We start from the raw sequence: 25,623 nt of genomic DNA, 5'->3' as shown, positions 1-25,623 counted from the left end.
CTACGATCCTCTCAAGCCGCGCGTTCGTGCCGCGGCTGCAGGGTCCGGCCGATCTCGGCGCGGTACCATTCCTGCGCAGCGGCAACACCGGAGCCGGCCTCGATTCGGGCTCCGGCGTCGCGTAATGACATTTCCGCCGAGGCCAGGGCGGCGAGGCACATGACCTCGTTGAGGTCGCCGAGATGGCCGATGCGGAACACGCGGCCAGCCACCTTGCTGAGGCCCGCGCCGAAGGATGTGCGATATCTGGAATATCCGTTGGCGATGACCTGTCTGGCATCGACATCCTCGGGGACGACGATCGCCGAAACCGTATCCGACCACCATTTTTCCTCGTTGGCGCAGAGCTTTAGTCCCCACGCATGCACGCCGCGGCGCACACCTTCGGCGAGCCGGTGGTGCCGGGCAAAAATCTGCTCCAGTCCCTCGGCAAAGATAAGGTCGAGGCTGGCTCTCAGGCCAAGCAGCAACTGCGTTGGCGGCGTATAGGGGAAGAAGCCGGTCTTGGACGAAGCCTGCATATCCTCGAAGCTGAAATAGCAACGCTCCATGCGCGACTGCTTGTGCGCTTCCAGAGCCTTGGCGCTCACCGCCAGGATGCCGAGACCGGCAGGCAGCATCAGCCCTTTCTGCGAACCGGTGATGGCAAGGTCGACGCCCCATTCGTCCATCCGGAAATCGATCGAGCCGATCGAGCTGACGCCGTCGACGAATAGCAGCGCATCGTGAGCCGTTTCGTCGAGCGCGGCACGCACGCCGGCGACGTCGGACGTCACGCCGGTCGCGGTCTCGTTGTGGGTGGCGAATACCGCCTTGATCTTGCTGCCCTTGTCGTCGCCCAGCCGTTGCCGATAGGCGTCGAGCGGAACCCCCTCACCCCATTCGACATCAATGCAATCGACCTCAAGTCCAAGGCGCTCGGCCATATCGACCCACAGGTGCGAGAACTGGCCGAAACGCGACATCAGCACCCGGTCGCCACGATTGAGCGTGTTGGAGATCGCCGCTTCCCAGGCACCGGTGCCCGAGCCGGGAAAGATGAAGACACTGCCGGTCTCGGTCTTGAATATCCGCTTCAGGTCGTGAAACAAAGGCAGGACCAGTTCCGGAAAATCCGGGGCGCGCATATCCTGCATCGGCACGTTCATGGCCCGCCGCACAGCGTCGGGAATGTTGGTCGGACCCGGGATAAAGAGATGCGCCGTTCCATTTTTCATGATCTGGTTCTCCTGTTGATATGAGCATCGCCACACACGGGTCGGTGTTACCGCCTTACGCGAACACAACCGTTTTTCGTCCGTTGATCATCACGCGGGCTTCGAGGTGCCGTTTGATGGCACGCGCCAGAACGCGGCTTTCGATGTCACGGCCGGCCGCGATAAAATCCTCGACGCTCATGGAATGCGTTACCCGCTCGGTTTCCTGCTCGATGATCGGCCCCTCGTCGAGTTGGGCGGTCACATAGTGAGCCGTGGCGCCGATCAGCTTCACTCCGTGCTCGAAAGCCTGGTGATACGGCCGCGCGCCCTTGAAGCTTGGCAGGAACGAATGGTGGATGTTGATGACCTTGCCGAACAGGCGCCCCGCGAGGTCGTCGGAATACACTTGCATGTAGCGAGCCAGGACGACGAGGTCGGCGCCGACGTCCTCGATCACCGCCAGCATCCGGCCTTCCTGTTCCTGCTTGTTCTCCTTCGAGATGGGCAAGACGTGGTAAGGAATGCCAGCCCATGCCGCAGTTTCGGGGCTGTCTTCGTGGTTGGAGATGATCGCTGCGACCTCGGCTTCGAGCCAGCCAACACGGATCTGGTAGATGAGGTGAAGCAATGCATGGTCAAATTTCGAGACCATGATGACGATTTTCGGCCGACGGCTCCGCTCAAGCAGGCGGCTGCTCAGGCCGAAGCGATCCACCACAGGCGCAAGTCCCTTGGTGATGGCATCGGCAGACACCCAGGCGGGCGCCGAAAAGGCAATGCGCATGAAGAAACGGTTCGAGGCCCTGTCCCAATGCTGGCTGCTTTCAGCAATGTTCGTGCCAAGGTTGGCGAGTTCGGTCGTCACTGCCGCCACGATCCCGGCCTGGTCTTCGCAGGACAGCGTCAGAATGAAAGACAGTCGAAGCGCTGCACAATTCATCGTTCGTTAACCCGCGGCCAGCACGCCTCGCGATAATCGGCGAACCAAGCAAGCGTCTTTTCCCATCCGCCGAATGGGAAGAAATGGAGGTGTAGTGGCGCGGTCGGCGCCGGGTAGCTTGCCGCCATGGTTTGTAAAATCTCGGCTGGGTTCCGGTCGGCCACGATGTTGAAGAGGCCGCTGGCGGAACGCCGCAGCGCCGCGATCGAAGGGCCGACACCGCACATCATGGCGAACCGGATGAGTTTGGTAAGGCTGGTCACACCGGCCAGACCAACATGAACCGGCAGCCCGGGATGCGCCGTATGCAGACTGCTCGCCCAGGCGGCGATCGTGTCGCCATCGAAGGCGAATTGCGATACGACCCTGGCTTCCAGCGACCGCTCGGCACAGATGTCGAGCTTGCGCCGCAATGCGTCCGTCAGCACGGCTTCGACGATGCTTGGATGCCCTTCCGGATAGCCGGCGACGAAGGCGGTTCGTATCGCACTGTCTTTGACCACGGGATGGGCGAGCAACTGGGTTGCCTCTCCCAACGGCCCCGGAAAGAGAGCCGGATTGCCGCCAAGAAAGAGCGCTTCGCTTATCCCGTTTCGACTGTGGGCGGTGACAAGATTGATATAGTCCTGCTCCGAATTGAAGTTCCGCGCGCCCAGATGTGGCACCGGCACAAAGCCCAACTCCTTGATCCGGCGCGCTGCTTCGATTTGCAAAGCCTCGGGCTTGCCGGGAAGGTGAGTAAGAAAGACGCGCGAGCCAAGCGGGAAGCAGTCGGCTGGTGGCGCAAAGGTGCGTGCCTGCGCCGGTGCCAGTTCGATCGACACCTCCGCGTCGAACGCAAATGTAGCCGAACCTCGCGTCTGGATAAGCTCTTGGCGCATGTCGTTCATGATCTTTCCAGGTCTCTCCCGACCAGCTTCACGATTTCGCGGCACCGTAGGCCGCGGCAATGGGAGCCGGGCAGACCAGCTGCCCGGCTTGTCGTCACGGGAGGATGCAACGACAGGACTCTCAGTTCTGAAACAGCGTTTCGCTAACCGTTGGCGGCGCGTTTGAGCGACAGGAACGGCAGCCCCACGACACGCGCCCTGACATCGGCCGCCACGCCATCCTTGTTCCACTTCAGCGTGAGCTCGGTGCCGGTCTCGGCGGCCTCACGCCGCAGATGGCCGAAGCCGATCATCCTGCCGGTCGAAGGTGACCAGGCGACGCTGCTGGCGTGCCCAACTTCCTTCCCGCCGCGAAAGGCTTTCAGCGGATACCACTGCACGCGCCGCAGATTTCCGGGCGCATTGCTCTCAAGCCCCTTGCCGTCGAGGGCTTGCGACCAGTCGATGTCGAGCCCGACGAGCTGGCGACGGTCACCCGTGTTCGACATGCGCTGCAGCGCCGCCTTGCCGATGAAATCGGCCTTGCGAAAGTCGACCAGCCGGCCCAGGCCGAGGTCGAAGGGCGACGCACGATACTTTCCAGCTGCCTGAATGCTGGCGCCGCCATGGTCTGGGCCGGCACTTGTATAGTCGTAGCCAACGATCAGCAGCCCGGCTTCGAGACGTGCTACGTCGAGCGCCCAGGCGCCGGCAGGAAGGATGCCAAAAGGCTTGCCTGCCGCCTCGACTGCGTCCCACACGGCGGCGCCGTCATCCGCCTTGACCCACAATTCATAGCCATGCTCGCCGGTAAAACCCTGGCGCAGGATCTCGACCCGTCTGCCGGCAATTGTGACGATGGCCAAGCGAGAGAACGGCAATTCCTGCACGGACTGGGTGACAGCCTCCAGCACTTCGCGGGAACGCGGTCCCTGCAAGGTGAGGATGCCGTAGCTATCGGATATGTCGGTGACACGGACGTCGAGGCCTTCGGCATGCTGCTTCCACCAGGAAAGGCCGGGATCGGCGGAAACGCGGAAGGTGGTTTCGTCCATGCGGAAAACCAGACCGTCGCCGACGACATGGCCGTTCTCGTCGCACCACGGTGCATAGTAGATCTGGCCGACCTGCAGCTTCTTGATGTCGCGCGGGATGAGCGCATCCATCATCCTCTCGGCATCCGGACCGGCAATGACATATTTCGACAGTGGTGACATGTCGCCCATGGCCACCCTGTTGCGGATAGCCGCCAGTTCCTCGACCATATCCGAGTAGCAATCGACGACCATGTTCCTGTCCCAGCGCATCCAGAGTGCGTTCTGGTTCAGTGGCGCCGTCCGTTCGGCGAAGGGCGTGCCGCGAAAGGCGACATGGGCATCTGCCACCACGCTCAGGCCGGACGTGAATTTGATGTCGTTCATTCCAGGTCTCCTCCCAGTCGCAAGGCACTTTGCTGCGGCATTCGACGACAACGAGTGGGGAACAGCGCACCTCGCGCCATGGAAACGAAACCATCCAAGCGCAGACTGCAGGGACGGCTTCCTGCGAGCAGCAACCCGCTCAGTCAGATGTCTCTTGCCTCATCCGTATCTTGGGTGAGACTTTCACTTCGCAGCGTTTTTCGGAATGCCCCCGGTTGCCGACGGCATACCCGCAGTTCAACCTGAATATTTGAAGCCGCCGTCGGATTGCTTTCGCTGTCAGCCTTCACCGGCAAATGCTCGCTTGCGGTCGATCAGGTAACGCCGTCGCACCGCATAAGCTCGGCCCGTTCAGCCGTAGCATCGAAGCCTGAATTGGCAGCTCGACGCGTGGGGGGAAAGGCGGTAGCGCGCTCCCGCTACTGACCCCGACGGGTAGAGAGCCTTTCCCATTTGCACGCCGCAGCCGCCGATTAAAGCCTGAGCCGAATGCAAGCCCTTCACTGCACCAGGAAAGTCCGCCTACGCATATGGCATGGTACATTCCTGGCCCTGCCGAAAGGCGAAGCCGTGAGGCGATATTCGCGCACGCTTCCACCAATCACTACGCAGCGGATTGAGCGAGCGCTCGACCGCGTCGCCGAGATCATCGTGGCGAGAGGCGACCATGGTGAGGCATGGCTCCCGCTATACGAGCATTTGGAGCGCGCCCTGCAGGATCTTCAAGCGAAGGAGGAGCGCCTCGCCGCAGTGCGCCATCGTGTCAAACGATCGCTGGATCGAACGGCAGAACGATCTTCATAAGTTCCTCTTGCCACATCTTCATGTCGCCGCCCTCGCCGTATTTCGGACGGTCGATCGTGTGGCCCATCAGCATGCGCCGAAGCTCCTCGTCCAGCCTACCATTCTTCATGCGATCTTCGAATGAATGGCGCAGTGAATAGACGCTGTGACTATCGGTCGGGAACAATTTATGGCTCTTGAAGTGCTTGTTGAGCAGGGCTGACAGCGACGCCTCACGATCCTTGTACCGTGGGAAGCCTTTGGGATGCTTCTTGAACACCTCAAGCGCCACACCGACCAACGGCACCTTGCGCACCGACGAGGCGGTCTTGATCTCTCGTGGATCGTCAGGATCGTCGCGGGGCTCGACTGAAATATGCGGCACCTCATGATCAACGTGGATGACACCCTCATGCAAGTTCGCAAGTTCGCTCGGCCGGGCCCCGGTCTCAGCGAAGGCAAGCACGATTCCTCGCGCCTCCTCATTAAGTGCCGCAAGCGCGCCAGGCGCAAATATCTTGTCGCGAATCCAGTCGGTGGGGAACGGCGGCCGACTGCGCTTCGACCTGTCGGTGAATGACAGATCGGCAAACGGGTTTTTCTGTTCGGGGAAACCGAGGTGGCGAAAGTAGTCGGCGTAGAGGGTTCTAAGGTTGCCCATGTTTCGGTTGCCTGTCGATGCGGAACGGTCCGCTTTGCCTTTTTCGGGTGCAATTCGGTCCAGCCAGTATTTGTGCACCACTCGCGCGTCATCGCGCGTGATCTCGCTCATCGCCTTGTCGCCGACCAAGCCGATAAACACATCAACGCTCATTTCGCGTTTTGCCTTCCAGCGCTTCTTTTGGTCAGGGCTTTTCGTGCGGATTTCGTCGCGAGCAATCTCGTTGAAATACAAATTCAGCGCTTCCGATATCTTGTCGTCAGGACGGGAGACTGCGCCGCCGACCGCGTCGACAGATGGTGATTTGGCAGGCTCGCCTATTGTGCTCTCAACGCGCTGCAGAATCGTATCAAGCGGCTCGGCGACCAGGATCTCGGCGAGTGGTCGATAGATGAATCCCAGCGACTCGGCACGCTTGATGGCCTGGCGATATCGGACGCGCGCCGCCTGTGGATTCTCACCCAACATCAACGAAGCCCACAAAGCGTTGTCAGCTGCCTCGTGGAGATCTCTGGCGGTGCGCGCCTTTATGCGGTCAGTCGTGTCGAGGGCACGGCGCACGAACACGCCGCGCTCGTCGAGGTCCCTGACCTCTCTGGGCACCCGTCGGTAGTAATGGAAATGATCGCCCCTCAGTTGCAAGAAGCGGTCAGGATCCTCTGCTTCGCGTCGCCTTCCCACGCCTCTTGAGACCCCATTTGTATCACAATAGGTAACACAATATGTAACACAAAATCGAGAATCGCCGCAAGGCCGATCACCAAAACCACTAAATTCTTTAACAAATTCAATTACTTAAGGGGAGAGCCGATGGTACCGTTGGCTGGGATCGAACCAGCGACCTCCGGATCCACAATCCGGCGCTCTAACCATCTGAGCTACAACGGCACGTTTGCCCTGAGCAGATCGAGGTGGGAAGTCCCGGCGATCTGCTCTGTCGTTCGGCGATGCGTCCTTACGGGCTTATGGATTCTAATTCAAGGCTTTTGGAAAGCAAAGGGCAGTTGCCCACATCTCGCCGCAACGACGCTGGTTTCGCCGGGCAAAGAAAAAGGCCGGCGGGAGGAGGTGCCGGCCTTTTCCTGTTACGAGCCAGCGGGAGGAGGTGCTGGCTGGTCACCCCGGGAAGCAGAGGGAGGAGGTTCCACTCGCCGGGTATTCGTTGATAGCTGTCATCATACGCTTTATTGGCTTGAAGAAAACGCGACCTTTTGTTGCATCTTCCAACCAAGCGCAAATATTAGGCAGCCTTAATGTCCTTCACGGCCTTCTCGAAGGCGGTCTTGATCGGCTTGGAGACGTCTTCGGCCGCCTTGGAGGCAACAGCCTGGAAGTCCTTGGCCTGCTCGACGGTCATCTCGACGCGCTTGCGCAGGAAAGCGGTCTGCAGCTCCACGACTTCCGACAGCGACTTGGCGCCGATCAGGGCTTCGAGATGCGAGAAGCCGGCTTCGGCATTGGCGCGCAGCGCCGCGATGGTCTTGAGCGACAGGTCGCCGGAAACAGTCTTGGCGGTCTCGTAGGTCGACTCCAGAGCCTTCTGGGTCTCCTCGGCGCCGGTCTTCAGCTTGGCATAGGCCTCTTTCGACTGCTCAACGCCCTTTTCGGCGAAAGCGCGGATCTGGTCGGTGGCCTTGGAAGCGTCGAAGCTCGGGAATTCAACGTTTTCGATCGTCTCGGCGGTCTTGGTCCTGGACATTTTCCATCCTTTTCAGCGGCAGCGGCTTTGACAGAAAGCCGTCTCGTTCATGTATGATGGCAATATAAAGGCAATTTTTGTGCATTGCAATATCTTTGTTGCACTGCACAAAAAAATGTTTTCCGCCGTTAACCAAAAGCCCAAATTCCAGCCTTTGCACGTTCTGGCTTGTGGACCTTCGCGCCTCCGGCTTTTATTAACAAAGCGTTAACTGCAAATTTCGCCGCTCCGTGAGGATTCGCCAAGCGCATGCCGTCCGAATACTCCTTCCTCGATGTCGCCGTGCTCGACGCGGTCCGCCAGCGGTTTGCCGCCGGCGACGCGATCGCGATCCTGTCGGTGGATCTGGAACAGGTGATCTGGGCCAATGGGCCGGGTGCCGCCGCGTTCGGCTATCCCGACATCGAAGCCATCATCGGCGCGTCGGCGCGGCTGCCGCTGATCGCCCGCCGCCAGATCATGGCGACCAGCGGCTTTCCCGAGATCGGCAGCGACCGCGCCATCACGGTCCGGCTGGCAACCGGAATGACCAGCCGCGCCGCCGGCTTCCTTGCCAGCGCCGTGACGCTGCCCGATGACGAGAAGGCGATCATGCTGGCGGTGCCGGCGGCCCAGACGGGTTCGCGCAGTGCCGCCGAAATCGCCAACCGGGCGATCAGTGGGTTTACCGAAGACGGTCATTTCATTGCCTTCATCGATGCCGAAGGCAAGGTCGAGGCAGCGTCCGAGGGCTTTGCGGCGCTCGGCATCCAGCCCGAGACGCTCGCGGCCCTGGTGGCCGACGTGGCTGCCGAGAGCGAGCGCATCGTCAAGCGCCTCGTTCCGGGCGGCAAGACATCCTACCCGGCCGGCCTCGCCCGGCTGACGCCGGAGCGTCATCTCCTGGTGGTGATCGACGAGAATCAGCTCGAGGAGAGCGGCGCCACCGAAGGAGCGCCGGCGGACGACCGCTCCGACGGAGTGGCCGCTGGCGCCGCCGTGCAATCCCAACCCGAGCTCGACAACGAGCCGGCGGCAGAGCCGCAGGCAGAGACGGTGGGCCAAGAACCCGGCGGTGCCGGAGCCGCCGCTGAAGACATCGTGGAACCGGCAGCGCGGGAGAGCGCGGAAACGGCCGGGCAGACACCGGTCGCGGCAAACAGCGACCAGCCGCCGACAGGCGGAGCGCCGTCGCAGCACGACCACTGGTACTTCAATGCCGACGAGGACGATGGGCGGCCAGCGCCCGCGACGCCCGACCCGGAAACCGTGCCTGGTCAGACCGCCGCTGACGCTGCCGTCGAAAAAAGCGGAGCGGATGGCATCCAGGCAACCTCCCCGACTGTCCCGACCGCAACCCCGGCTGCCAGGACGATAGACCGCTCGGCGGCGCCGATGCGTTTCGTCTGGCGCACCGACGCCGAAGGTAAATTCAGCGCGCTGTCACCGGAGTTCGCCGATATCGTCGGCCAGCCGGCCGCCGATGTGATCGGCCGGCGCTTCAGGGATGTCGCGGCGGCCTTCGGCCTCGATGCGTCCGGCGAGATCGCCGGCCTTTTGGAGCGGCGCGACACCTGGTCCGGCCGCACCGCGCTGTGGCCGGTCGTCGGCACCGACCTGAAGATCCCCGTCGACCTCGCGGCTTTGCCTGTCTATGGCCGCAGCCGCGCTTTCGAAGGCTTCCGCGGCTTCGGCGTTGCCCGCCCCAGCGACGCCGTCGTCGATCCCGAAGCGATCGGCATGGCACTTATGCCCAACGGCAAGGCTCCGGCGGCACCAGAAGCTGTCGAACCTGCCGCCGAAGAGCCGAAAGCCGGCGAACCGAAGGCGGATCCGTTCAAGGGCGAGGTACCGGCGCTGACCATCGTGCCGAAACCGGAGCGGCGCTTTGCCGACAAGGTGATCCGGCTGGCTGAACACCGGCAGCCGGTCAATGACAAGGGGTTGTCGACCCTGGAACGCAGTGCGTTTCGCGAGATCGGCGAACGGCTGAAGAAGGACAGTTCGACGGCCGAGCCGCCGGAGGCTGAAAAGCCCGGCGTCGAAAGCCACCCCGCGGAGCCGGCGGCAGGAGCACCCGCTGAACCCGTGGCGGAAGCACAGGCGCCGACCGTGAAGGCGGACGCTCCAGCCGATGCGACCGGCGAGGTTTCGGAGGCAGACACCGCAACGCCGCCCGAAGAGCCGAAGGATGCCGGCGAACACCCGACGACAGAGCCCCAAGGCGACGCGGCCCTGGCCGAGCCCTCCGAGACCGAAGTCGATGCCGAGGACGAAGCGGATCTTGCGCGGCTCGACGGCGTGGACGAAGACGGCGTGGACGAAGCAGTTCGTGCGGAAGACGACACCTCGCGCGGCGCAACCGGCTCGCTGCTCGACTATGCCGACCAGAGCGAACCCGGCCCCGTCGCGGACAATGACGAGCCTGCCGTCTCCGAACCGGCAGCGGCGGAACCGGAGAGCACCGAGCCCGCGACGGACGCCGAACCGATTGGCGCAGACATGACGCATGAGCCTGTCGACGACGACAGCATGACATCAGCCGATTTTCGCGATGCCGAGGACAATGAGGATTGGGCCGGCAGCGAGGAAGGCGCCGCGCCCGACGAGCAGGCGGCCAGTGACGGGGCAGAGGCCCGCGCCGAGCGGCCGCGCCTGCAGGTGCCACCGCTCAAGACCGAAGGGTTCACGCCGTCTGCATTTTCCGTCGGCGACGAAAGCAAGGCTCCGGACACCTTGCTGCTCGGCAAGCTGCCGGTGCCGCTGCTCATTCATTCGGGCGACCAGCTGCACTACGCGAATGAGGAATTCCTGAACCTGACCGGCTACGCCGCGCTGGACGATCTCGAGGATGCCGGCGGCCTGGGCGCGCTGTTTGCCGACCCCTACGCCGAGGACGGCGTCTCCGACGGCAGCGACCGGGCGCTGCGGCTGAAGACGCGCGATGGGCAGGAATTTCCGATCGACGCCATCCTGCGCTCCGTTCCCTGGCGCGACGGCAAGGCACTGATGCTGGTCGTGCGCCGTTCCGGCGAGGATGAGACGCCTGTAGCTCTGCATGTGGTCGGTGATGAGCCTACACAGCCCGACATTTCCGAACTCAAGGCGCGCATCGCCGAAATGCGCACCATCATCGATACCGCCACCGACGGCGTCGTGCTGATCGGCACTGACGGCACCATCCGCTCGATCAGCCGCCCGGCCGAAGCGCTGTTCGGTTTCGACAGCGACGAGGTGACCGGCAAACCGTTCGCATCGCTGTTTGCCATCGAAAGCCAGCGGGCGGCGCGCGACTATCTCACCGGACTGTCCGAACCGGGCGTGGCGAGCGTCCTGAATGACGGCCGCGAGGTCATCGGGCGCGAGGCGCAGGGTCGCTTCATCCCGCTGTTCATGACCATCGGCCGGCTGCCCAACGACAGCGGCTTCTGCGCCGTGGTGCGCGACATCACGCAGTGGAAGCGGGCGGAGGAGGATCTCACCCAGGCGCGTGCGGTGGCCGAACGCGCCTCCTCGCAGAAGACCGATTTCCTCGCCCGCATCAGCCACGAGATTCGCACGCCGCTCAACGCAATCATCGGCTTTTCCGAGCTGATGGTCGACGAGAAGTTCGGGCCTGTCGCCAATGACCGCTACCGCGACTATTTGCGCGACATCAACCGCTCGGGCAACCATGTGCTGGACCTCGTCAACGACCTGCTCGACATCTCCAAGATCGAGGCCGGCCAGCAGGAGATGGCCTATGAGGCGGTGTCGCTTAACGACACGCTGGCCGAGACGGTGGCGATGATGCAGCCGCAGGCCAACCGCGAGCGCGTCATCATCCGCTCCAGCTTCGCCTCGCGGCTGCCGGAAGTGGTGGCCGATTTGCGCAGCGTGCGCCAGATCGCGCTCAACATCCTGTCCAATGCCATCCGCTATACCCAGGCGGGCGGCCAGGTGATCGTCTCGACCGCCTATGAGACCTCGGGCGATGTCGTCATGCGGGTGCGCGACACAGGCATCGGCATGAGCCAGGCCGAGATCGAGCAGGCATTGAAGCCGTTCAAGCAGATCAACGCCCTGAAGCGCGGGCGTGGCGACGGCACCGGACTTGGCCTGCCGCTGACCAAGGCCATGGTGGAGGCGAACCGCGCCCGGTTCACCATCAATTCGACGCCGGGAGAAGGAACGCTTGTCGAGGTCGCGTTCCCCTCGACCAGGGTGCTCGCGGAATAACAGGTTGGGCAGCCAGAAGGTCGGGCAGCCAGCAGCCAATTCCGGCAAAAAGAAAAGGCGCCCAAAGGACGCCTTAGAGATGGAATTGCTGTCACAACGGGGGCTTGAGCGAATTCAGATCCTCCGGGGGCTGAGGAACGGGATTTCTCCCTCAAGTTACATGCGACTATCGACGCCGGGCCTTAACAAGTCCTTACCGGCGCCGCGGAAAATTTACGAATGTGTACCACTCGTGAAATCTAGGTAAATTCGCGCGACATATTTGGTTAACCATGCCGCTTGTGGTCACTCGGCCAGCTGCGGCAGGTCGCGGAACAACTCCAGCGCCTCTGGATTGGCGAGCGCTTCCTTGTTCTTGATGACGCGGCCGTGGACCACGTCGCGTACCGCGAGCTCGGTGATCTTGCCAGACTTGGTGCGGGGAATGTCCGACACCGCGACGATCCTGGCCGGCACGTGGCGCGGGCTTGCGCCACTGCGGATCTTGGCGCGGATGCGTTTTTCGAGTTCCTCGTCGAGCTGCACGCCGGCTGCAAGGCGCACGAACAGCACGACCCGCACGTCATTGTCGAAATCCTGGCCGATGCACAGTGCCTCCAGGATCTCCGGCATCTGCTCGACCTGGTTGTAGATCTCCGCCGTTCCGATCCGCACGCCGCCCGGGTTGAGCGTGGCGTCCGAGCGGCCGTGGATGATCATGCCGCCATGGACGGTCCATTCGGCAAAGTCGCCATGGCACCAGACATTGTCGAAACGCTCGAAATAGGCGGCCCGGTATTTCTTGCCCTCGGGATCGTTCCAGAAGCCGATCGGCATCGCCGGAAAAGCCTTGGTGCAGACCAGTTCACCCTTCTCCTGACGGACCGGCCTGCCGTCGTCGTCCCAGACATCGACGGCCAGACCAAGGCCAGGCCCCTGGATCTCGCCGCTCCAGACCGGCTCGATCGGCACGCCTAGCACGAAACAGGAGACGATGTCGGTACCGCCGGAAACCGAGGCGAGATGGACGTCCTTCTTGATGCCGTCATAGACGAAGCGGAAATCCTCGGGCGAGAGCGGCGAACCGGTGGAGGAGATCGCCCGCACCGTCGACAGATCATGGCTGCGGATTGGCTTGAGACCAGCCTTGCGCACCGAATCGATGAACTTGGCCGAGGTGCCGAAGAAGGTCATCTTCTCGGCATCGGCGAAATCGAACAGCGTGTTGCCGTCGGGGTAGAAGGGCGAGCCGTCATAGAGCAGCAGCGTCGCGCCCGAAGCGAGGCCCGACACCAGCCAATTCCACATCATCCAGCCGCAGGTGGTGAAATAGAAGAAGCGATCGCCGTCGATGAGGCCGGCATGCAGCCGGTGTTCCTTGACATGCTGGATCAGCGTACCGCCGGCCGAATGGACGATGCATTTGGGAACGCCGGTGGTTCCGGACGAAAACAGGATGTAGAGCGGATGCGAAAACGGCAGCGGCTCGAAGGTGACGGGCTTGACGGCGAAGGGCGAGAGCGCCTCTTCCATCGCCACGGCCTTGTCGATGGTCGCGGCCACATCGGCAGAGGTGCCGAGGTAGTCGACGACCAGGACCTTGCGGACGGTACCGAGCCTGGCCGCGACCGCCGCGATCTTGTCGGCGACCCCGATCGCCTTGCCATTGTACCAATAGCCGTCGGGCGCGATGAAGACGACAGGTTCGATCTGGCCGAAGCGGTCGAGCACGCCCTGCTCGCCGAAATCGGGGGAGCAGGAAGACCAGACGGCACCGATCGAGGCCGTGGCCAGCATGGCGGCAATGGTCTCCGGCATGTTGGGCATCATCGCGGCAATGCGGTCGCCCTTCTTCACCTTGAGCGACAGGAAAAGCTGCTGCAGGCGCGAGACCAGGCCATGCAGTTCACTCCAGGACAGCCGCCGTTCGACCTTGTCCTCGCCACGAAACACGATTGCCTCGCCAGCGCCGGTCTTCTTCAACAGGTTCTCGGCGAAGTTCAGTGTGGCATCGGGAAAGAACGATGCGCCGGGCATCTTGTCGCCATCGACCAAGGCGCGCTCGCCCTTTTCGCCGACAATGCCGGAAAAATCCCACACCAGGCTCCAGAATGCCTCGCGGTCCTCGACCGACCAGCGGTGAAGCTCGGAATAGGAAGGAAACGCTGCGCCGGCTTTCGCCTCCGCGGCCTTCATGAAAGCGGTCAAGGGCGCGGCATCAATCTGGTCTTGTGTCGGGGTCCAGAGCGGTACTTCGGCGGCCATGATCGATCCTCCCAAGGTCGTCACCGCTTATGCATATCGCAGCGCAGCAGAGCAAGATTTTGTTCGGCCGATGCGGGCAAGTGTGCGCAAATGCCATCGCCGGGCCATAAAGACTTGAAATGCCTCAGCCCTAAGTCGTAGTGACGACTGGACGATTTTTGTCGGAACGGAAGCATACAGGGCGATATGCCGTCATCCTTCATCCGCCGCGGAGTATGGGCGATCGGCGCTGCCGTAATCGTCATCGCTCTCGTGGTCGCCGCCCTGCCGCTGATCGCCTCGACGCGCATCGTGCGCGACCGCATCGCTTGGGAAATGAGCGCGTGGAGCGGCTTTCGCGTCGCCATCGATGGCTCGCCGCGCATCGAGGTCTGGCCGAATTTCCGCGCGATCCTGACCGATGTGACGCTGTCGAAGTGGACGGACACCGATGCGCCGCCGGTCGTCGAGGCCGAACGGGTCGAGGTCGACCTCTCGGCCATGGCGGCATTGCGCGGCGATGTGGAGTTTTCCACGGCACGGCTGGTGCGGCCGACGATCCGGGTGCAGCGGTCGGCGGACGGCCTGTTCCTGCCGACGGCGCCGACCGGCGGCCGCATCGCGCGCTCCATCGACGCGGCGCGCGGCGTGGTCAGTGCCGATCCCGCCAAGCCCGATCTCGACAAGCTGCCGACCGACACGTTCGGCACGGTGGAGTTCAGGGACGGCCGCATGGTGGCATCCGTCAACGGCAAGGACGTGGAGATCCTGAGCAGCCTCAGCGGCCAGGCGACCTGGGCGGCGATGAACAGCAATGCGACGCTGTCGGCAACCGGAATCTGGCGCGGCGAAAGCGTGACCGTGGACGCCGCCTCGGCAAAGCCGCTGGTGCTGTTTGCCGGCGGCATGGCACCGCTTGCCCTGTCATTGAAGGCTGCGCCCGCCACTTTCTCCTTCGACGGCACGGCCAGCATGTCCGAGAACGCCTATTTCGACGGCCAGGTGAAGTTCGCGGCTCCCTCGCTGCGTCGCGTGCTGGAATGGACGCAGGCTGGCATCGCGCCGAGCGCGGCGATCGGCTCGGTCAGCATTTCGAGCAAGGTCACCGCGTCGGCCGGGCGCATCAAGTTCGAGAACACCGCACTGGCGCTGGACAACAATCCAGGTATGGGCGCGCTGGACCTGTCGCTTGGCGACGCGCAGCCGGTGATTTCGGGCACGCTTGCCTTCGACACACTCGACCTCAGGTCGTTTCTGTCCGCCTTCACGCCGCTGGGACCGGCAAGCGGAGCCGGACCAGGTGACGTCGAGACAAGTTTTGCCGATCGGATCAACCTCGATCTCAGGCTGTCGGCGGCGCATGCCACGGCGGGTGCCATCCAGCTTGCCGATGTCGCCGCCACCGCCCAGGTCAAGGATGGCCTTTCCGTCTTCGACATCTCCGACGCCTCGGCCTTTGGCGGCAACATCCAGACCAGCCTTCGTTTCGACCGCAAGCCCGAGGGCACCCAGGTCGAAATCCGGCTGCTCGCATCCGATGTCGACGGCGGTGCGTTCGCTACGGCTGCCGGGATGACCCGGCTGGTGCCGGTAGGCACGGGTACGGTTTCGGTCATCCTCAAGGGACCGGGCAGGACCTGGGATTCGATCTTTGAAAATGCCGATGGCTCGGTCTCGGCGACCTTCGGCCCCGGCGCGCTCAGCAAGTTCAACCTGCCGGCCTTCCTCAAGCATACCGAACAAGGCGGCTTCTTTGCACTCGATGACGTTTCGGACGGGACATTGCCGATCGACGGCGCCGAAGTGAAGGCAACCATTTCGAGAGGCGTGGCAAGGCTGGACAAGGCCGAGGCCAATTCGGCGAAATACAAGATCTGGCTTTCCGGGATCGCCTCCTACGCCGGGCGCGGGCTGGCACTGTCCGGCGGCGTCATCCAGCCGGACCAGGCCGCCACGCAGGCGAATGGCCAGCAAGGCCCCAACCAGTCGTCCTTCTTCGTCGGCGGGACATGGAGCACGCCGTTCATTTCGCCGATAAGCCGCGGCGTTTCGGGCGAGTAGGCCCCACCCGAACATCCACCGCGCAGCTAACCGCGCTGGGCGGCCTGTTCATCCAGCTGGCGCTGCACCTCACGCCGTTTGTTGGCGATCGAGGCGATGATGACGCCGATCGCGACCACAGCGATCAGGATGGTGCAGGCCGCGTTGATTTCCGGCGTCACGCCGAGACGGACCTGGCTGTAGATCTTCATCGGCAGCGTGGTGGCGCCCGGCCCGGAGGTGAAGCTGGCGATGACCAGATCGTCGAGCGACAGCGTAAAAGCCAGCATCCAGCCGGACACGATCGCCGGCATGATGACCGGCAGCGTGATCTGGAAAAAGGTCTTCGTCGGCGTTGCACCAAGATCCATCGCTGCTTCCTCCAGCGAACGGTCGAAGGAAACCAGGCGCGACTGAACGACGACCGCCACGAAGCACATGGTCAGCGTGATATGAGCGAGCGTCACGGTCAGGAAGCCACGGTCGAGACCGACGGCGACGAAGAGCAGCAGCAGCGACAGGCCGGTGATGACTTCCGGCATGACGAGCGGGGCGAAGACCATGCCGGAAAACAGCACCCTGCCCCTGAACCGGGTGTAACGCGTCAGGGTGAGCGCCGCCAACGTGCCGAGCACGGTCGCCACCGTGGCCGAAATGACGCCGACGCGCGCCGTGACCCAGGTGGCGTCCATCAGGCCCTGATTGTGGAACAGCGACACATACCATCTGGTCGAGAAGCCGCCCCAGACGGTGACGAGCTTGGACTCGTTGAAGGAGAAGACGATGAGCAGCACGATCGGCAGGTACAGGAAGGCAAAGCCCAGCACGATCGAGGTGACGTTGAAGCGGCTCCAGGTGGTGTTCATTTGTCCTGCTCCTGCGCCTTCGCCTGTGCCTGCTGGAAGAGCATGATCGGAACGGTCAGCAGAAGCAGGAGGATGACGGCCACGGCCGAAGAGACCGGCCAGTCACGATTGGCGAAGAACTCGTTCCACAAGGTCTTGCCGATCATCAGCGTCTGCGAACCGCCGAGCAGGTCGGGGATGACGAACTCGCCGACGGCCGGGATGAATACCAAAAGGCAACCGGCAATGACGCCCGGCAGGGATAGCGGGAAGGTGATCTTCCAGAAAGCGGCGGTCGGCGGGCAGCCGAGATCCTTGGCCGCCTCGATCAGCGAATAATCCATCTTTTCCAAAGACGAATAGAGCGGCAGCACCATGAACGGCAGGTAGGAATAGACGATGCCGATGAAGATCGCCGTGTAGGTGTTGAGGATGACCAGCGGCTGGTTGATGATGTGCAGCGACAAAAGCAGCTGGTTGAGCAGTCCCTCGGGTTTCAGGATGCCGATCCAGGCATAGACCCGGATCAGGAACGACGTCCAGAACGGCAGGATCACCAGCATCAGCAAGGTCGGGCGGATGGTGGCCGGCGCGCGCGCCATGCCGTAGGCGATGGGGTAGCCGACCAGCAGCGTGAGCACGGTCGAAATGGCGGCGATGATCAGGCTGGTGACGTAGGCTTTGAAATAGAGCGCATCCTGCGTCAGCCAGACATAGTTGTCGAAGTTGAGATCGCGAAACCCGGCGAAGAAGCCTGACACGCCGTCCTTGAAGCCCAGCACCGGCGTGTAGGGCGGCATGGCGATCGCTGTCTGCGACAGTGAAATCTTGAAGACGATGACGAAGGGGACGAGGAAGAAGAACAGCAGCCAGAGATAGGGGACGATGATGACGAGGCGGTTGACGAAGCCGGCGCCCAGCCGCGCCAGGAACGGCTTGTCGGCGACCGATGGCACGGCGGCGTCGGTGACAGCGATGTTGGACATATCAGCCCCCTACCGCGCCAGCACGACGCCGGCGTCGGGTCGGAAAGACACCCAGGCGCGGTCGTTCCAGGTCAGCGGATCCTCGGTCACGCGCACCGCGTTCAAGGCGCTTGCCCTGATGATCTGCCCGTCGTCCAGCCTGACGTGATAGACGGTCATGTCGCCGAGATAAGCGATGTCGTAGACTTCGCCCTCCAGAGCGTTGACGGCATCTGCCGGCTTCTTCGACGAGACCCTGATCTTCTCCGGCCTGATGGCGAAGACGATGTCGGCATTGGCCTTTGCAGCCGCGCCACCATTCTCGACGACGATCTGGGCTCCGCTTGGGCCGGTGATGCGCGTCGTGTTGGCTGACTGTTCGGCAACCTTGCCCTCGAACATGTTCACGTTGCCGACGAAATGGGCGACGAAGCGCGATGCCGGAGCCTCATAGACTTCCGCCGGTGTCGCAACCTGCATGACTTCGCCCTTGTCCATGATGGCGATGCGATCGGCCATGGTCATCGCCTCTTCCTGGTCGTGGGTGACGACGACGAAGGTGAGGCCGAGTTCCTGCTGCAGGTCCATCAGTTCGAACTGGGTTTCCTCGCGCAGCTTCTTGTCGAGCGCGCCGAGCGGCTCGTCCAGCAGCAGCACCTTCGGGCGCTTGGCGACAGAGCGGGCAAGGGCGACGCGCTGGCGCTGGCCACCGGAGAGTTGGTGCGGCTTGCGCTTGGCGAACTGCTCGAGCTTGACCAGCTTCAGCATGTCGGCGACGCGCTTTTCGATATCGGGCTTGGCCATGCCTTCCTGCTTGAGGCCGAAGGCGATGTTGTTTTCCACCGTCATATGCGGGAACAGGGCATAGGACTGGAACATCATGTTGACCGGCCGGCGATAGGGCGGAATGCCGCGCAAATCCTGGCCATCGAGCAGGATGCGTCCCGCCGTCGGTTCCTCGAAGCCGGCAAGCATCCTGAGCAGCGTCGACTTTCCACAGCCGGAGGCGCCCAGCAGCGCGAAGAATTCGCGCTCGAATATGGTCAGCGACAGATTGTTGACGGCGGTGAAGTCACCGAACTTCTTGGTGACGTTCTCGAACTGGATGTATGGCTTGGCGTTCGGGTCGTTCCATGGCGCGAAATCCCTGCGGATGCTGCCAAGCGATTTCATATCCCCACTCCGTCTGTCCTGAGTCCCCAAAGAAAATCGACCCCGGCAGTTGGCTGCCGGGGTCGTGTCGGATTGCTTACTGGCCGGTGACGATCTTGGTCCAGCTGCGCGTGATGATGCGCTGGGTCTTGGGATCGTACGGCTGGACAGTGTAGAGCTTCTGCAACGTCGCCGCGTCAGGATAGACCGACGGGTCGTCCAGAAGAGACTTGTCGACGAATTGCTGCGACGCCTTGTTGCCGTTTGCGTAGAGCACATAGTTCGACGATTTGGCGATCACTTCCGGCGTCATCATGTAGTTGATGAATTCGAGTGCCTCGGCGGTATGCGGCGCATCGGCCGGAATCGCCATCTGATCGAACCACATCTGGGCACCTTCCTTCGGCACCGAATAGCCGATTTCCACGCCCTGCTTGGCCTCGACCGCGCGGTTGCGTGCCTGGAATACGTCACCCGACCAGCCGACCGCCAGGCAAATGTCGCCATTGGCGAGTGCGTTGATGTATTCGGAAGAATGGAACTTCCTGATGAAGGGCCGCACTTTCATCAGCGCGTCCTCGGCCTTGGCGATGTCCTCGGGCGAGGTGCTGTTCGGGTCCAGACCGAGATATTTCAGCGCCGCCGGAATGATGTCGGCTGGTGAATCCAGCACATAGACGCCGCAGTCCTTCAACTTGGCGAGGCTGTCCGGATTGAAGAACGTATCCCAGCTGTCGATCTTGTCGGTGCCGAGTGCCGCCTGCACTTTCTTGATGTTGTAGCCGATGCCGACGGTGCCCCACATGTAATTGACCGAGTATTCGTTGCCGGGGTCGTATTTGGCTGTGCGCTCCGAAACCGTGTCCCACATGTTGGAGATGTTCGGCAGCTTCGACTTGTCGAGCTTCTGGAACACACCGGCCTGGATCTGGCGAGCCAGGAAATTGCCGCTCGGCACGACGACGTCGTAGCCGCTGCCGCCAGCGAGCAGCTTGGTTTCCAGGATCTCGTTGGAATCGAAGGTGTCGTAAACCACCTTGATGCCGGTCTTCTTGGTGAAGTCGTCGATGATCGAACTGTCGATGTAGTCCGACCAGTTGAAGACGTTGACGACGCGGTCCGCGGCGTGACCGCCGGCGGTGAAGAGGGTCAGAAATACCGAGGTCGCCGAAAGCCAGAGCGCTTTGCGGATCATGCTATTCTCCTTTGGTGAGTGTTCCGTCGCCGGCTCGTCGCGGCATGCGCGCGGCCGGGCATTTTCGTCAGGGTGTTGAGCTTTCCAGGGGACAACAAGCACCAATCGGCGCGCCGCCTGCGGCCGTCCGGCTGTCCTGGACTGGAAGGAATTACGGCGCCGTCAGAAGCTTTCGCCGCCGCGCGGACAGAAATACAGGAATGTGGTCCGGTCTCGATCGGGCCGCCGGGGAGACTTGGCAAGATACGCCTGTCTTGTTGTTGCCGTATTCCCAGCCTGCCCGGGCGGCAGCGACGTTGTCAATGGCAAAGCTTCGGGCCGGCATCAATTAGGCGACGGCACCCCGGTGACGCCTGCCCGCTGCGGCCGTGCCTGGCGCTTGAACTCTAGCCCGATATGGACAAGCAGCGCCGTGACCACCACCGCGCCGCCGACGATGGTGCGCCCGGACGGCACCTCGGAATGGATGAGCCAGACCCATATCGGTCCGAGAATCGGCTCGAACGTGCCGAGCAGCGCCGCGATGGCCGCCGGGACCAGGCGCGCGCCGGTGGCGAAGAAAGCGAGGCCAATGCCGAGATTGACGACGCCGAAGGCGAAGAGGAAGCCCATGTCGCTGGCCGACACCGCGAAGGTCGACGCCTGCGACGCCGCCAAGCCGGCAGCCAGGATCGTGCCGAGACAGGTCGCAGGCGTCATGCGCACGCTGGAGAACCGCCGGGTGATGACGGTTGCGATCGAGAACATGAATGCGATCAGCAGCGCCAGCCCGTCCCCCATGGGCGAAACGGCGCCATCGAGCGATTCCGACACCATTATGGCAACGCCGGTGATGACGGCGGCGATCGCCACCCAGGTCACCACAGTCACCCGTTCGCGAAACAGCACCCAGGCAAACAGCGCCGCCAGAAGCGGCACGCCAGCCTGCATCAAGAGGATGTTGGCAACAGTCGTGTAGGCGAGTGCCACGACGAAGGATGTCGACGCGATGGCGAAGCAGAACCCCACGGCGAGACCGGGCAGGCCCATGTCGCGAAACGATCTCAGCATGCCGCGCCAGCCGTCACGCCAGGCCATGAAGGAGAGCAGGAAGGCGGCGGCCCAGACGGAGCGCCAGAAGATGACCGTCCAGCTGTCGCCGACGGTGATGAAGCGGGCGATGGTGCCGCCGAAACTCCACATCAGCGCCGACAGGAAGACCAAAAGCATACCGACCCGTTCCTCGCGCGGCGAGGCTGTCGGGTTAACAAGGCCGGGCGATGATGCTGCGTCTGTCATGGGCGCGACTGTCGAGCTTTTGTGGACGGGACGATGCGCAAGGGACGACAAAAAACTGCTCTGTTCGCGTAGCGCAAAGACTTGAGCCGCGGGTGATCCAGACACCGGCGACGATTGTGGCACCTTTGCTGCCGCGTTACTGGAAGTCGAAGGCGCTCAGGCCGGTTACCATCTCGTCGAGGCCGAGCGGACGCGTCACCGGCGGCTCGGCACGCGCCAGGCAGCCGACGCGTTCGCAAAGCCGGCAGGCGGGCCCGACCGGCGTCGCCGCAATGGCACCTGGTCCGGACTTTCCGGCGGACGCCGCGCCGGGCAGTGCCGCGCCATAGACGATGTCGTCGCGAAAGCCGATGTCGCAGCCGAGCAGCATCGCGGTGCGGCGCGGTCGTTCGGAGAACGCGCCCTGCGGCCCTTCCAGCGTGCGGGCGATGCAGAGGAACTCGGCGCCGTCGGGCATTTCCACCGCTTCGACGAAGACCTGGCCGGGCTGGGAGAAGGCGACATGCACGGGCAGCTTGGGGCAGCCGCCGCCGAAGCGGCTGTGCGGAAAACCCTGGCTGCCGGCCTTGCGGAAGCGGTTGCCGGCATTGTCGACCTCCAGCATGAAGAAGGGCACCCCCGGGGCGCCCGACCGCTGCAGCATGGTCAGCCGGTTCGCCGCCTGCTCGAAGGAGACGCCGAAGCGCGAACGCAGGACATCGATGTCGTAGCGGGCGCGAACGGCGGCGGCGTAGAAGGCCTGATAGGGCATCATCAGCGCATGCGCCGCATAGCGGCCGAGTTCGAAGCGGGCGAGACGACGGGCTTCGTCCGTGCTCAGCTTGAGCGCCTGGATCTCGCCGGCGACCGCGACCGTCATGCGGATCAGGCAGGCTTCCATCGCCACTTCGCGCAGCTGGTCGAACGGCGATAGCCGCTCCGACAGGAACAGCCGCTGCGAGTGGCGATCGTAACGGCGGCGCCAGTTCGGCATGGTGGCAACCGGCAGCACCTTGACGACGATGCCGTATTCGCGCTTCAGCCAGGCTTTCAGCGCGCCGAACAGGTCGTCGCCGGGATCGAGCACTGACGTAAAAGCCTCGGCTTCCTCCTCGAGTGCCGAAAAATGGTTCGGCCGCCGCTCGAAGGTCTCATGTACCTCGTCGATCGGCAGGCGGGCGCCGGAAAGCGCCGTCGCCCGCCCCTCGCGGGCGAGAAGCTCGTTGAGATCGGACAGCCGCTCGGCCTGCTCGCGATAGGCGCGAAACAGCTTTATCACCGCGGCGGACGCATTGGGCGCCGCCTCCGCAAGCTCGATCAGCTCCTGATCTCCAGGCAACTCGCCGACCAGCAGCGGATCGGTGAACACTTCCTTCAGGGCAGCGACAGACCCCCTTGCCTCGCCCTGCAACTCATGCGGATCGACCTTATAGACGGACGCCAGTTTCAGGATCAGCTGCACCGTCAGCGGCCGCTGGTTGCGCTCGATCAGGTTGAGATAGGACGGCGAGATGCCGAGCCCCTCGGCCATCGCCGTCTGGGTCAAGCCCTTGGCGTTGCGGATGCGGCGGATGCGCGGCCCGGCGAAGATCTTCTGGTCAGCCATCGGCTATCCTTGACAGGAATTTACACACTTTTTTGGCAATCACGCTGCCGGTTTCTTTACAATCTTGACAAATTTACAGCGACTCTCTGTCAAACACAACACAAGTTTTCCCTTATATCCCGGCATGTTTGTTGATTTAACTGGCTCATTCCGCGCCGCAATGTAAATTCAGTCACATTCCAGCAAGCCAATGAGTGGCCGCCGGCCATAGCGCAGCAATCCTTCGGAGTATCCCATGACTGATTTTTACAACCTCGTTCCATCGGCGCCGGAAGGCCGTTTCGACGGGATCGAACGTCCCTATTCGCCGGGGGATGTGAAGCGGTTGCGCGGTTCGGTGCAGATCCGCCAGAGTCTCGCCGAAATGGGTGCCAACCGGCTGTGGAAGCTCATCCATGAGGAGGATTTCGTCAACGCGCTCGGCGCCATGTCCGGCAACCAGGCGATGCAGCAGGTGCGCGCCGGGCTGAAGGCGATCTACCTGTCGGGCTGGCAGGTTGCCGCCGACGCCAACACGGCGTCCGCCATGTATCCGGACCAGTCGCTCTATCCGGCCAATGCGGCGCCCGAGCTGGTCAAGCGCATCAACCGCACACTGCAGCGCGCCGACCAGATCGAGACCTCAGAGGGCAACGGGCTTTCGGTCGAGACCTGGTTCGCGCCTATTGTCGCCGATGCGGAAGCCGGCTTCGGCGGACCGCTCAACGCGTTCGAGATCATGAAGGCATTCATCGAGGCGGGCGCCGCCGGCGTGCACTACGAGGACCAGCTGGCGTCGGAAAAGAAGTGCGGCCATCTCGGCGGCAAGGTGCTGATCCCGACCGCCGCGCACATCCGCAACCTCAACGCCGCACGCCTGGCGGCTGACGTGATGGGCACGCCGACGCTGGTTGTCGCCCGCACCGATGCGGAAGCCGCGAAGCTGCTGACCTCCGACATCGACGAACGCGACCAGCCTTTCGTCGACTATGGCGCGGGGCGCACGGTTGAAGGTTTCTATCATGTGCGCAATGGCATCGAGCCCTGCATCGCCCGCGCCGTCGCCTATGCGCCTCACGCGGACCTGATCTGGTGCGAGACGTCCAAGCCGGATCTGGCGCAGGCCAGGAAATTCGCCGAGGGCGTGCGCAAGCATCACCCTGACAAGCTGCTCGCCTACAATTGCTCGCCGTCGTTCAACTGGAAGAAGAACCTCGACGACGCAACGATCGCCAGGTTCCAGAAGGAGCTCGGCGCCATGGGCTACAAGTTCCAGTTCATCACGCTCGCCGGCTTCCACCAGCTCAACTATGGCATGTTCGAACTGGCACGCGGCTACAAGGCGCGGCAGATGGCTGCCTATTCCGAGTTGCAGGAAGCCGAGTTCGCCGCGGAAGCCAACGGCTACACCGCGACCAAGCACCAGCGCGAGGTCGGCACCGGCTATTTCGACGCCGTGTCGATGGCGATCACCGGCGGCCAGTCGTCGACCACCGCCATGCATGAATCGACGGAGCACGCGCAGTTCAAGCCGGCTGCGGAATAAGTCCACGAAAAGACGACCAACAGAGGAAACGCCCGACAGGGCTTCGGACACAGGAGAAGACCAATGGCATCGATAAGCCGCGTCAAGGAACGGGCGGAAGAGCAGTCCACCACGATGAGCGTCGACCAGCAGGCGACGATCCGCATGCTGGCCAACGACCTGCACAGGCTGAACCAGTCGGTGATGAAGGCGGTCGAGGCAGGTGTCTCGGTGGAGCTCGTGCGTTCGGCCAGGCACCATGGCGGCGACGGCAATTGGGGCGATCTGCTGATCCCGGTGATCGTCACGCAGCAGAGCCATGGCTGACCGGGCTGACCGGAAATCGTTGCAACCGGCCCTTCACCTGCGCAGCATATGCGCAGGTGAATTTTATTTTCATGCGACCAAGCAGTGGACAGGGCAGTACAGTACTGTTGCTTGACTCCACTGTCGTACCAGGTGCTCTCGGGAGCCTTTTTATTTCAACTTGACACGGGGGCGATCTCACGCCAATTGTCGCTCGGATTTCAACTCTGCATTGAAACGGGAGCGAGCTTCTTGGCCGACTTGGGTGCCCTGTGAATCGTGAGGGCGAGACCGGAAGACATCTGAATCCGGGGACCCGAGGTTCAAGCAGCGAGACGATCCACGATCCCTCGAAGGTGCTGGTCGTCGGAAAATCGCCGATCAATCGCGTGGTGGTGTCGAAGATTGTCGAGCGCTCCGGGCTCCGACCAATCTCGGAATCACCCGACATGGCGGCGCGGACCTTGCGCTTGCTGGTCCCCGGCGCGATCGTGCTGGACGGCGGCCCCGACAACAAGGACTGCGACAATCTGATGTCCGGCATCGAAACGTTGCGGCGCGCTTCGGGGAAATCGTTCCCTCCCGTGATCCTGCTTTCGACCAATAATGGCACCGCGGAAAGCCTGGGCTTGTCGAGTATCATCGATGCGATTGTGACCAAGCCGATCACACCTGAACGGCTGCAACCGGTGATCGATCGCCTGGTCAGCCGCTAAAGCAAGTCGGGGAAGCGGTTTTCAGTCCGGAACCGCGAGAGACCT

At 62.8% G+C, this 25,623-nt stretch carries 18 protein-coding genes and 1 tRNA gene; 5 read left to right on the top strand and 14 right to left on the bottom strand.

The window, feature by feature from the left end; all coding sequences use genetic code 11:
• Positions 1–11: 11 nt before the first annotated feature.
• The 7 genes from LB568_RS17810 to LB568_RS17780 form a co-directional block, all read right to left on the bottom strand.
• Positions 12–1,217, bottom strand: coding sequence for an aminotransferase class V-fold PLP-dependent enzyme (locus tag LB568_RS17810; protein WP_027163728.1), 1,206 nt, complete (start codon positions 1,215–1,217; stop codon positions 12–14).
• Positions 1,218–1,272: 55 nt separating this feature from the next.
• Positions 1,273–2,139 carry a formyltetrahydrofolate deformylase gene (gene purU / locus LB568_RS17805; RefSeq protein WP_224730797.1) on the bottom strand — a complete coding sequence of 289 codons (867 nt, stop codon included), beginning with the start codon at positions 2,137–2,139 and terminating at the stop codon, positions 1,273–1,275.
• Entirely contained in the window at positions 2,136–3,029 is an 894-nt protein-coding gene (locus LB568_RS17800) for a methylenetetrahydrofolate reductase (protein WP_224730796.1), read from the bottom strand. The genes purU and LB568_RS17800 overlap by 4 nt, the downstream gene beginning before the upstream one ends.
• Positions 3,030–3,172: 143 nt before the next feature.
• Entirely contained in the window at positions 3,173–4,429 is a 1,257-nt protein-coding gene (locus tag LB568_RS17795; RefSeq protein WP_224730795.1) for an aminomethyltransferase family protein, read from the bottom strand.
• Between the two features lie 763 nt (positions 4,430–5,192).
• Positions 5,193–6,515: an integrase gene (locus LB568_RS17790; RefSeq protein ID WP_263497058.1), complete on the bottom strand. Its 1,323-nt coding sequence runs from the start codon at positions 6,513–6,515 to the stop codon at positions 5,193–5,195.
• A gap of 169 nt (positions 6,516–6,684) precedes the next feature.
• Positions 6,685–6,761: transfer RNA gene (locus tag LB568_RS17785), tRNA-His, on the bottom strand.
• A 352-nt stretch (positions 6,762–7,113) separates the two neighbouring features.
• Positions 7,114–7,572, bottom strand: coding sequence for a phasin (locus LB568_RS17780; protein WP_013893743.1), 459 nt, complete (start codon positions 7,570–7,572; stop codon positions 7,114–7,116).
• A gap of 249 nt (positions 7,573–7,821) precedes the next feature.
• Between LB568_RS17780 and LB568_RS17775 the strand changes: the two genes are divergently transcribed.
• Entirely contained in the window at positions 7,822–11,769 is a 3,948-nt protein-coding gene (locus LB568_RS17775) for a PAS domain S-box protein (protein WP_224730793.1), read from the top strand.
• 285 nt (positions 11,770–12,054) lie between these two features.
• On the opposite strand, the gene LB568_RS17770 is transcribed toward LB568_RS17775, so the two are convergent.
• The gene (locus LB568_RS17770) at positions 12,055–14,013 is read right to left on the bottom strand and encodes an acetoacetate--CoA ligase (RefSeq protein ID WP_224730792.1); all 1,959 of its coding nucleotides are present in this window, start codon (positions 14,011–14,013) and stop codon (positions 12,055–12,057) included.
• A gap of 186 nt (positions 14,014–14,199) precedes the next feature.
• On the opposite strand from LB568_RS17770, the gene LB568_RS17765 reads away from it, so the two are divergent.
• On the top strand, positions 14,200–16,053 hold the full coding sequence (locus LB568_RS17765; RefSeq protein WP_023776571.1) for an AsmA-like C-terminal region-containing protein: 1,854 nt from the start codon (positions 14,200–14,202) through the stop codon (positions 16,051–16,053).
• A gap of 26 nt (positions 16,054–16,079) precedes the next feature.
• Here the strand turns inward: LB568_RS17765 and LB568_RS17760 are convergent, their stop codons facing one another.
• From LB568_RS17760 to LB568_RS17735, 6 genes are all read right to left on the bottom strand, one after another.
• Positions 16,080–16,898, bottom strand: a complete 819-nt coding sequence (locus LB568_RS17760) for an ABC transporter permease (RefSeq protein WP_224730791.1) — start codon at positions 16,896–16,898, stop codon at positions 16,080–16,082.
• On the bottom strand, positions 16,895–17,863 hold the full coding sequence (locus tag LB568_RS17755) for an ABC transporter permease subunit (protein WP_224730790.1): 969 nt from the start codon (positions 17,861–17,863) through the stop codon (positions 16,895–16,897). Before LB568_RS17755 ends, LB568_RS17760 begins: the two co-directional genes overlap by 4 nt.
• A 9-nt stretch (positions 17,864–17,872) precedes the next feature.
• Entirely contained in the window at positions 17,873–19,015 is a 1,143-nt protein-coding gene (locus LB568_RS17750) for an ABC transporter ATP-binding protein (RefSeq protein ID WP_013893736.1), read from the bottom strand.
• Positions 19,016–19,091: 76 nt separating this feature from the next.
• Positions 19,092–20,189, bottom strand: coding sequence for a polyamine ABC transporter substrate-binding protein (locus LB568_RS17745; protein ID WP_224730789.1), 1,098 nt, complete (start codon positions 20,187–20,189; stop codon positions 19,092–19,094).
• Between the two features lie 324 nt (positions 20,190–20,513).
• Positions 20,514–21,467 (bottom strand): DMT family transporter, encoded by a 954-nt coding sequence (locus tag LB568_RS17740; protein ID WP_224730788.1) that lies wholly within the window; start codon positions 21,465–21,467, stop codon positions 20,514–20,516.
• Between the two features lie 136 nt (positions 21,468–21,603).
• Positions 21,604–23,052, bottom strand: a complete 1,449-nt coding sequence (locus LB568_RS17735; protein ID WP_224730787.1) for a helix-turn-helix domain-containing protein — start codon at positions 23,050–23,052, stop codon at positions 21,604–21,606.
• Positions 23,053–23,287: 235 nt separating this feature from the next.
• On the opposite strand from LB568_RS17735, the gene aceA reads away from it, so the two are divergent.
• The 3 genes from aceA to LB568_RS17720 all read left to right on the top strand — a co-directional run bounded on the left by aceA (position 23,288) and on the right by LB568_RS17720 (position 25,578).
• Entirely contained in the window at positions 23,288–24,577 is a 1,290-nt protein-coding gene (aceA, locus tag LB568_RS17730) for an isocitrate lyase (protein ID WP_224730786.1), read from the top strand.
• A gap of 63 nt (positions 24,578–24,640) precedes the next feature.
• Positions 24,641–24,883: a hypothetical protein gene (locus LB568_RS17725; protein WP_006202762.1), complete on the top strand. Its 243-nt coding sequence runs from the start codon at positions 24,641–24,643 to the stop codon at positions 24,881–24,883.
• Between the two features lie 251 nt (positions 24,884–25,134).
• Entirely contained in the window at positions 25,135–25,578 is a 444-nt protein-coding gene (locus LB568_RS17720) for a response regulator (protein ID WP_224730785.1), read from the top strand.
• Positions 25,579–25,623: the final 45 nt, after the last annotated feature.

The organism is Mesorhizobium sp. B263B2A (assembly GCF_020165775.1).
In the GTDB taxonomy this organism is placed as follows: domain Bacteria; phylum Pseudomonadota; class Alphaproteobacteria; order Rhizobiales; family Rhizobiaceae; genus Mesorhizobium; species Mesorhizobium opportunistum.
The sequence above is the reverse complement of the archived record's forward strand: the minus strand, read 5'-3'. Positions and strand labels throughout refer to the sequence as shown.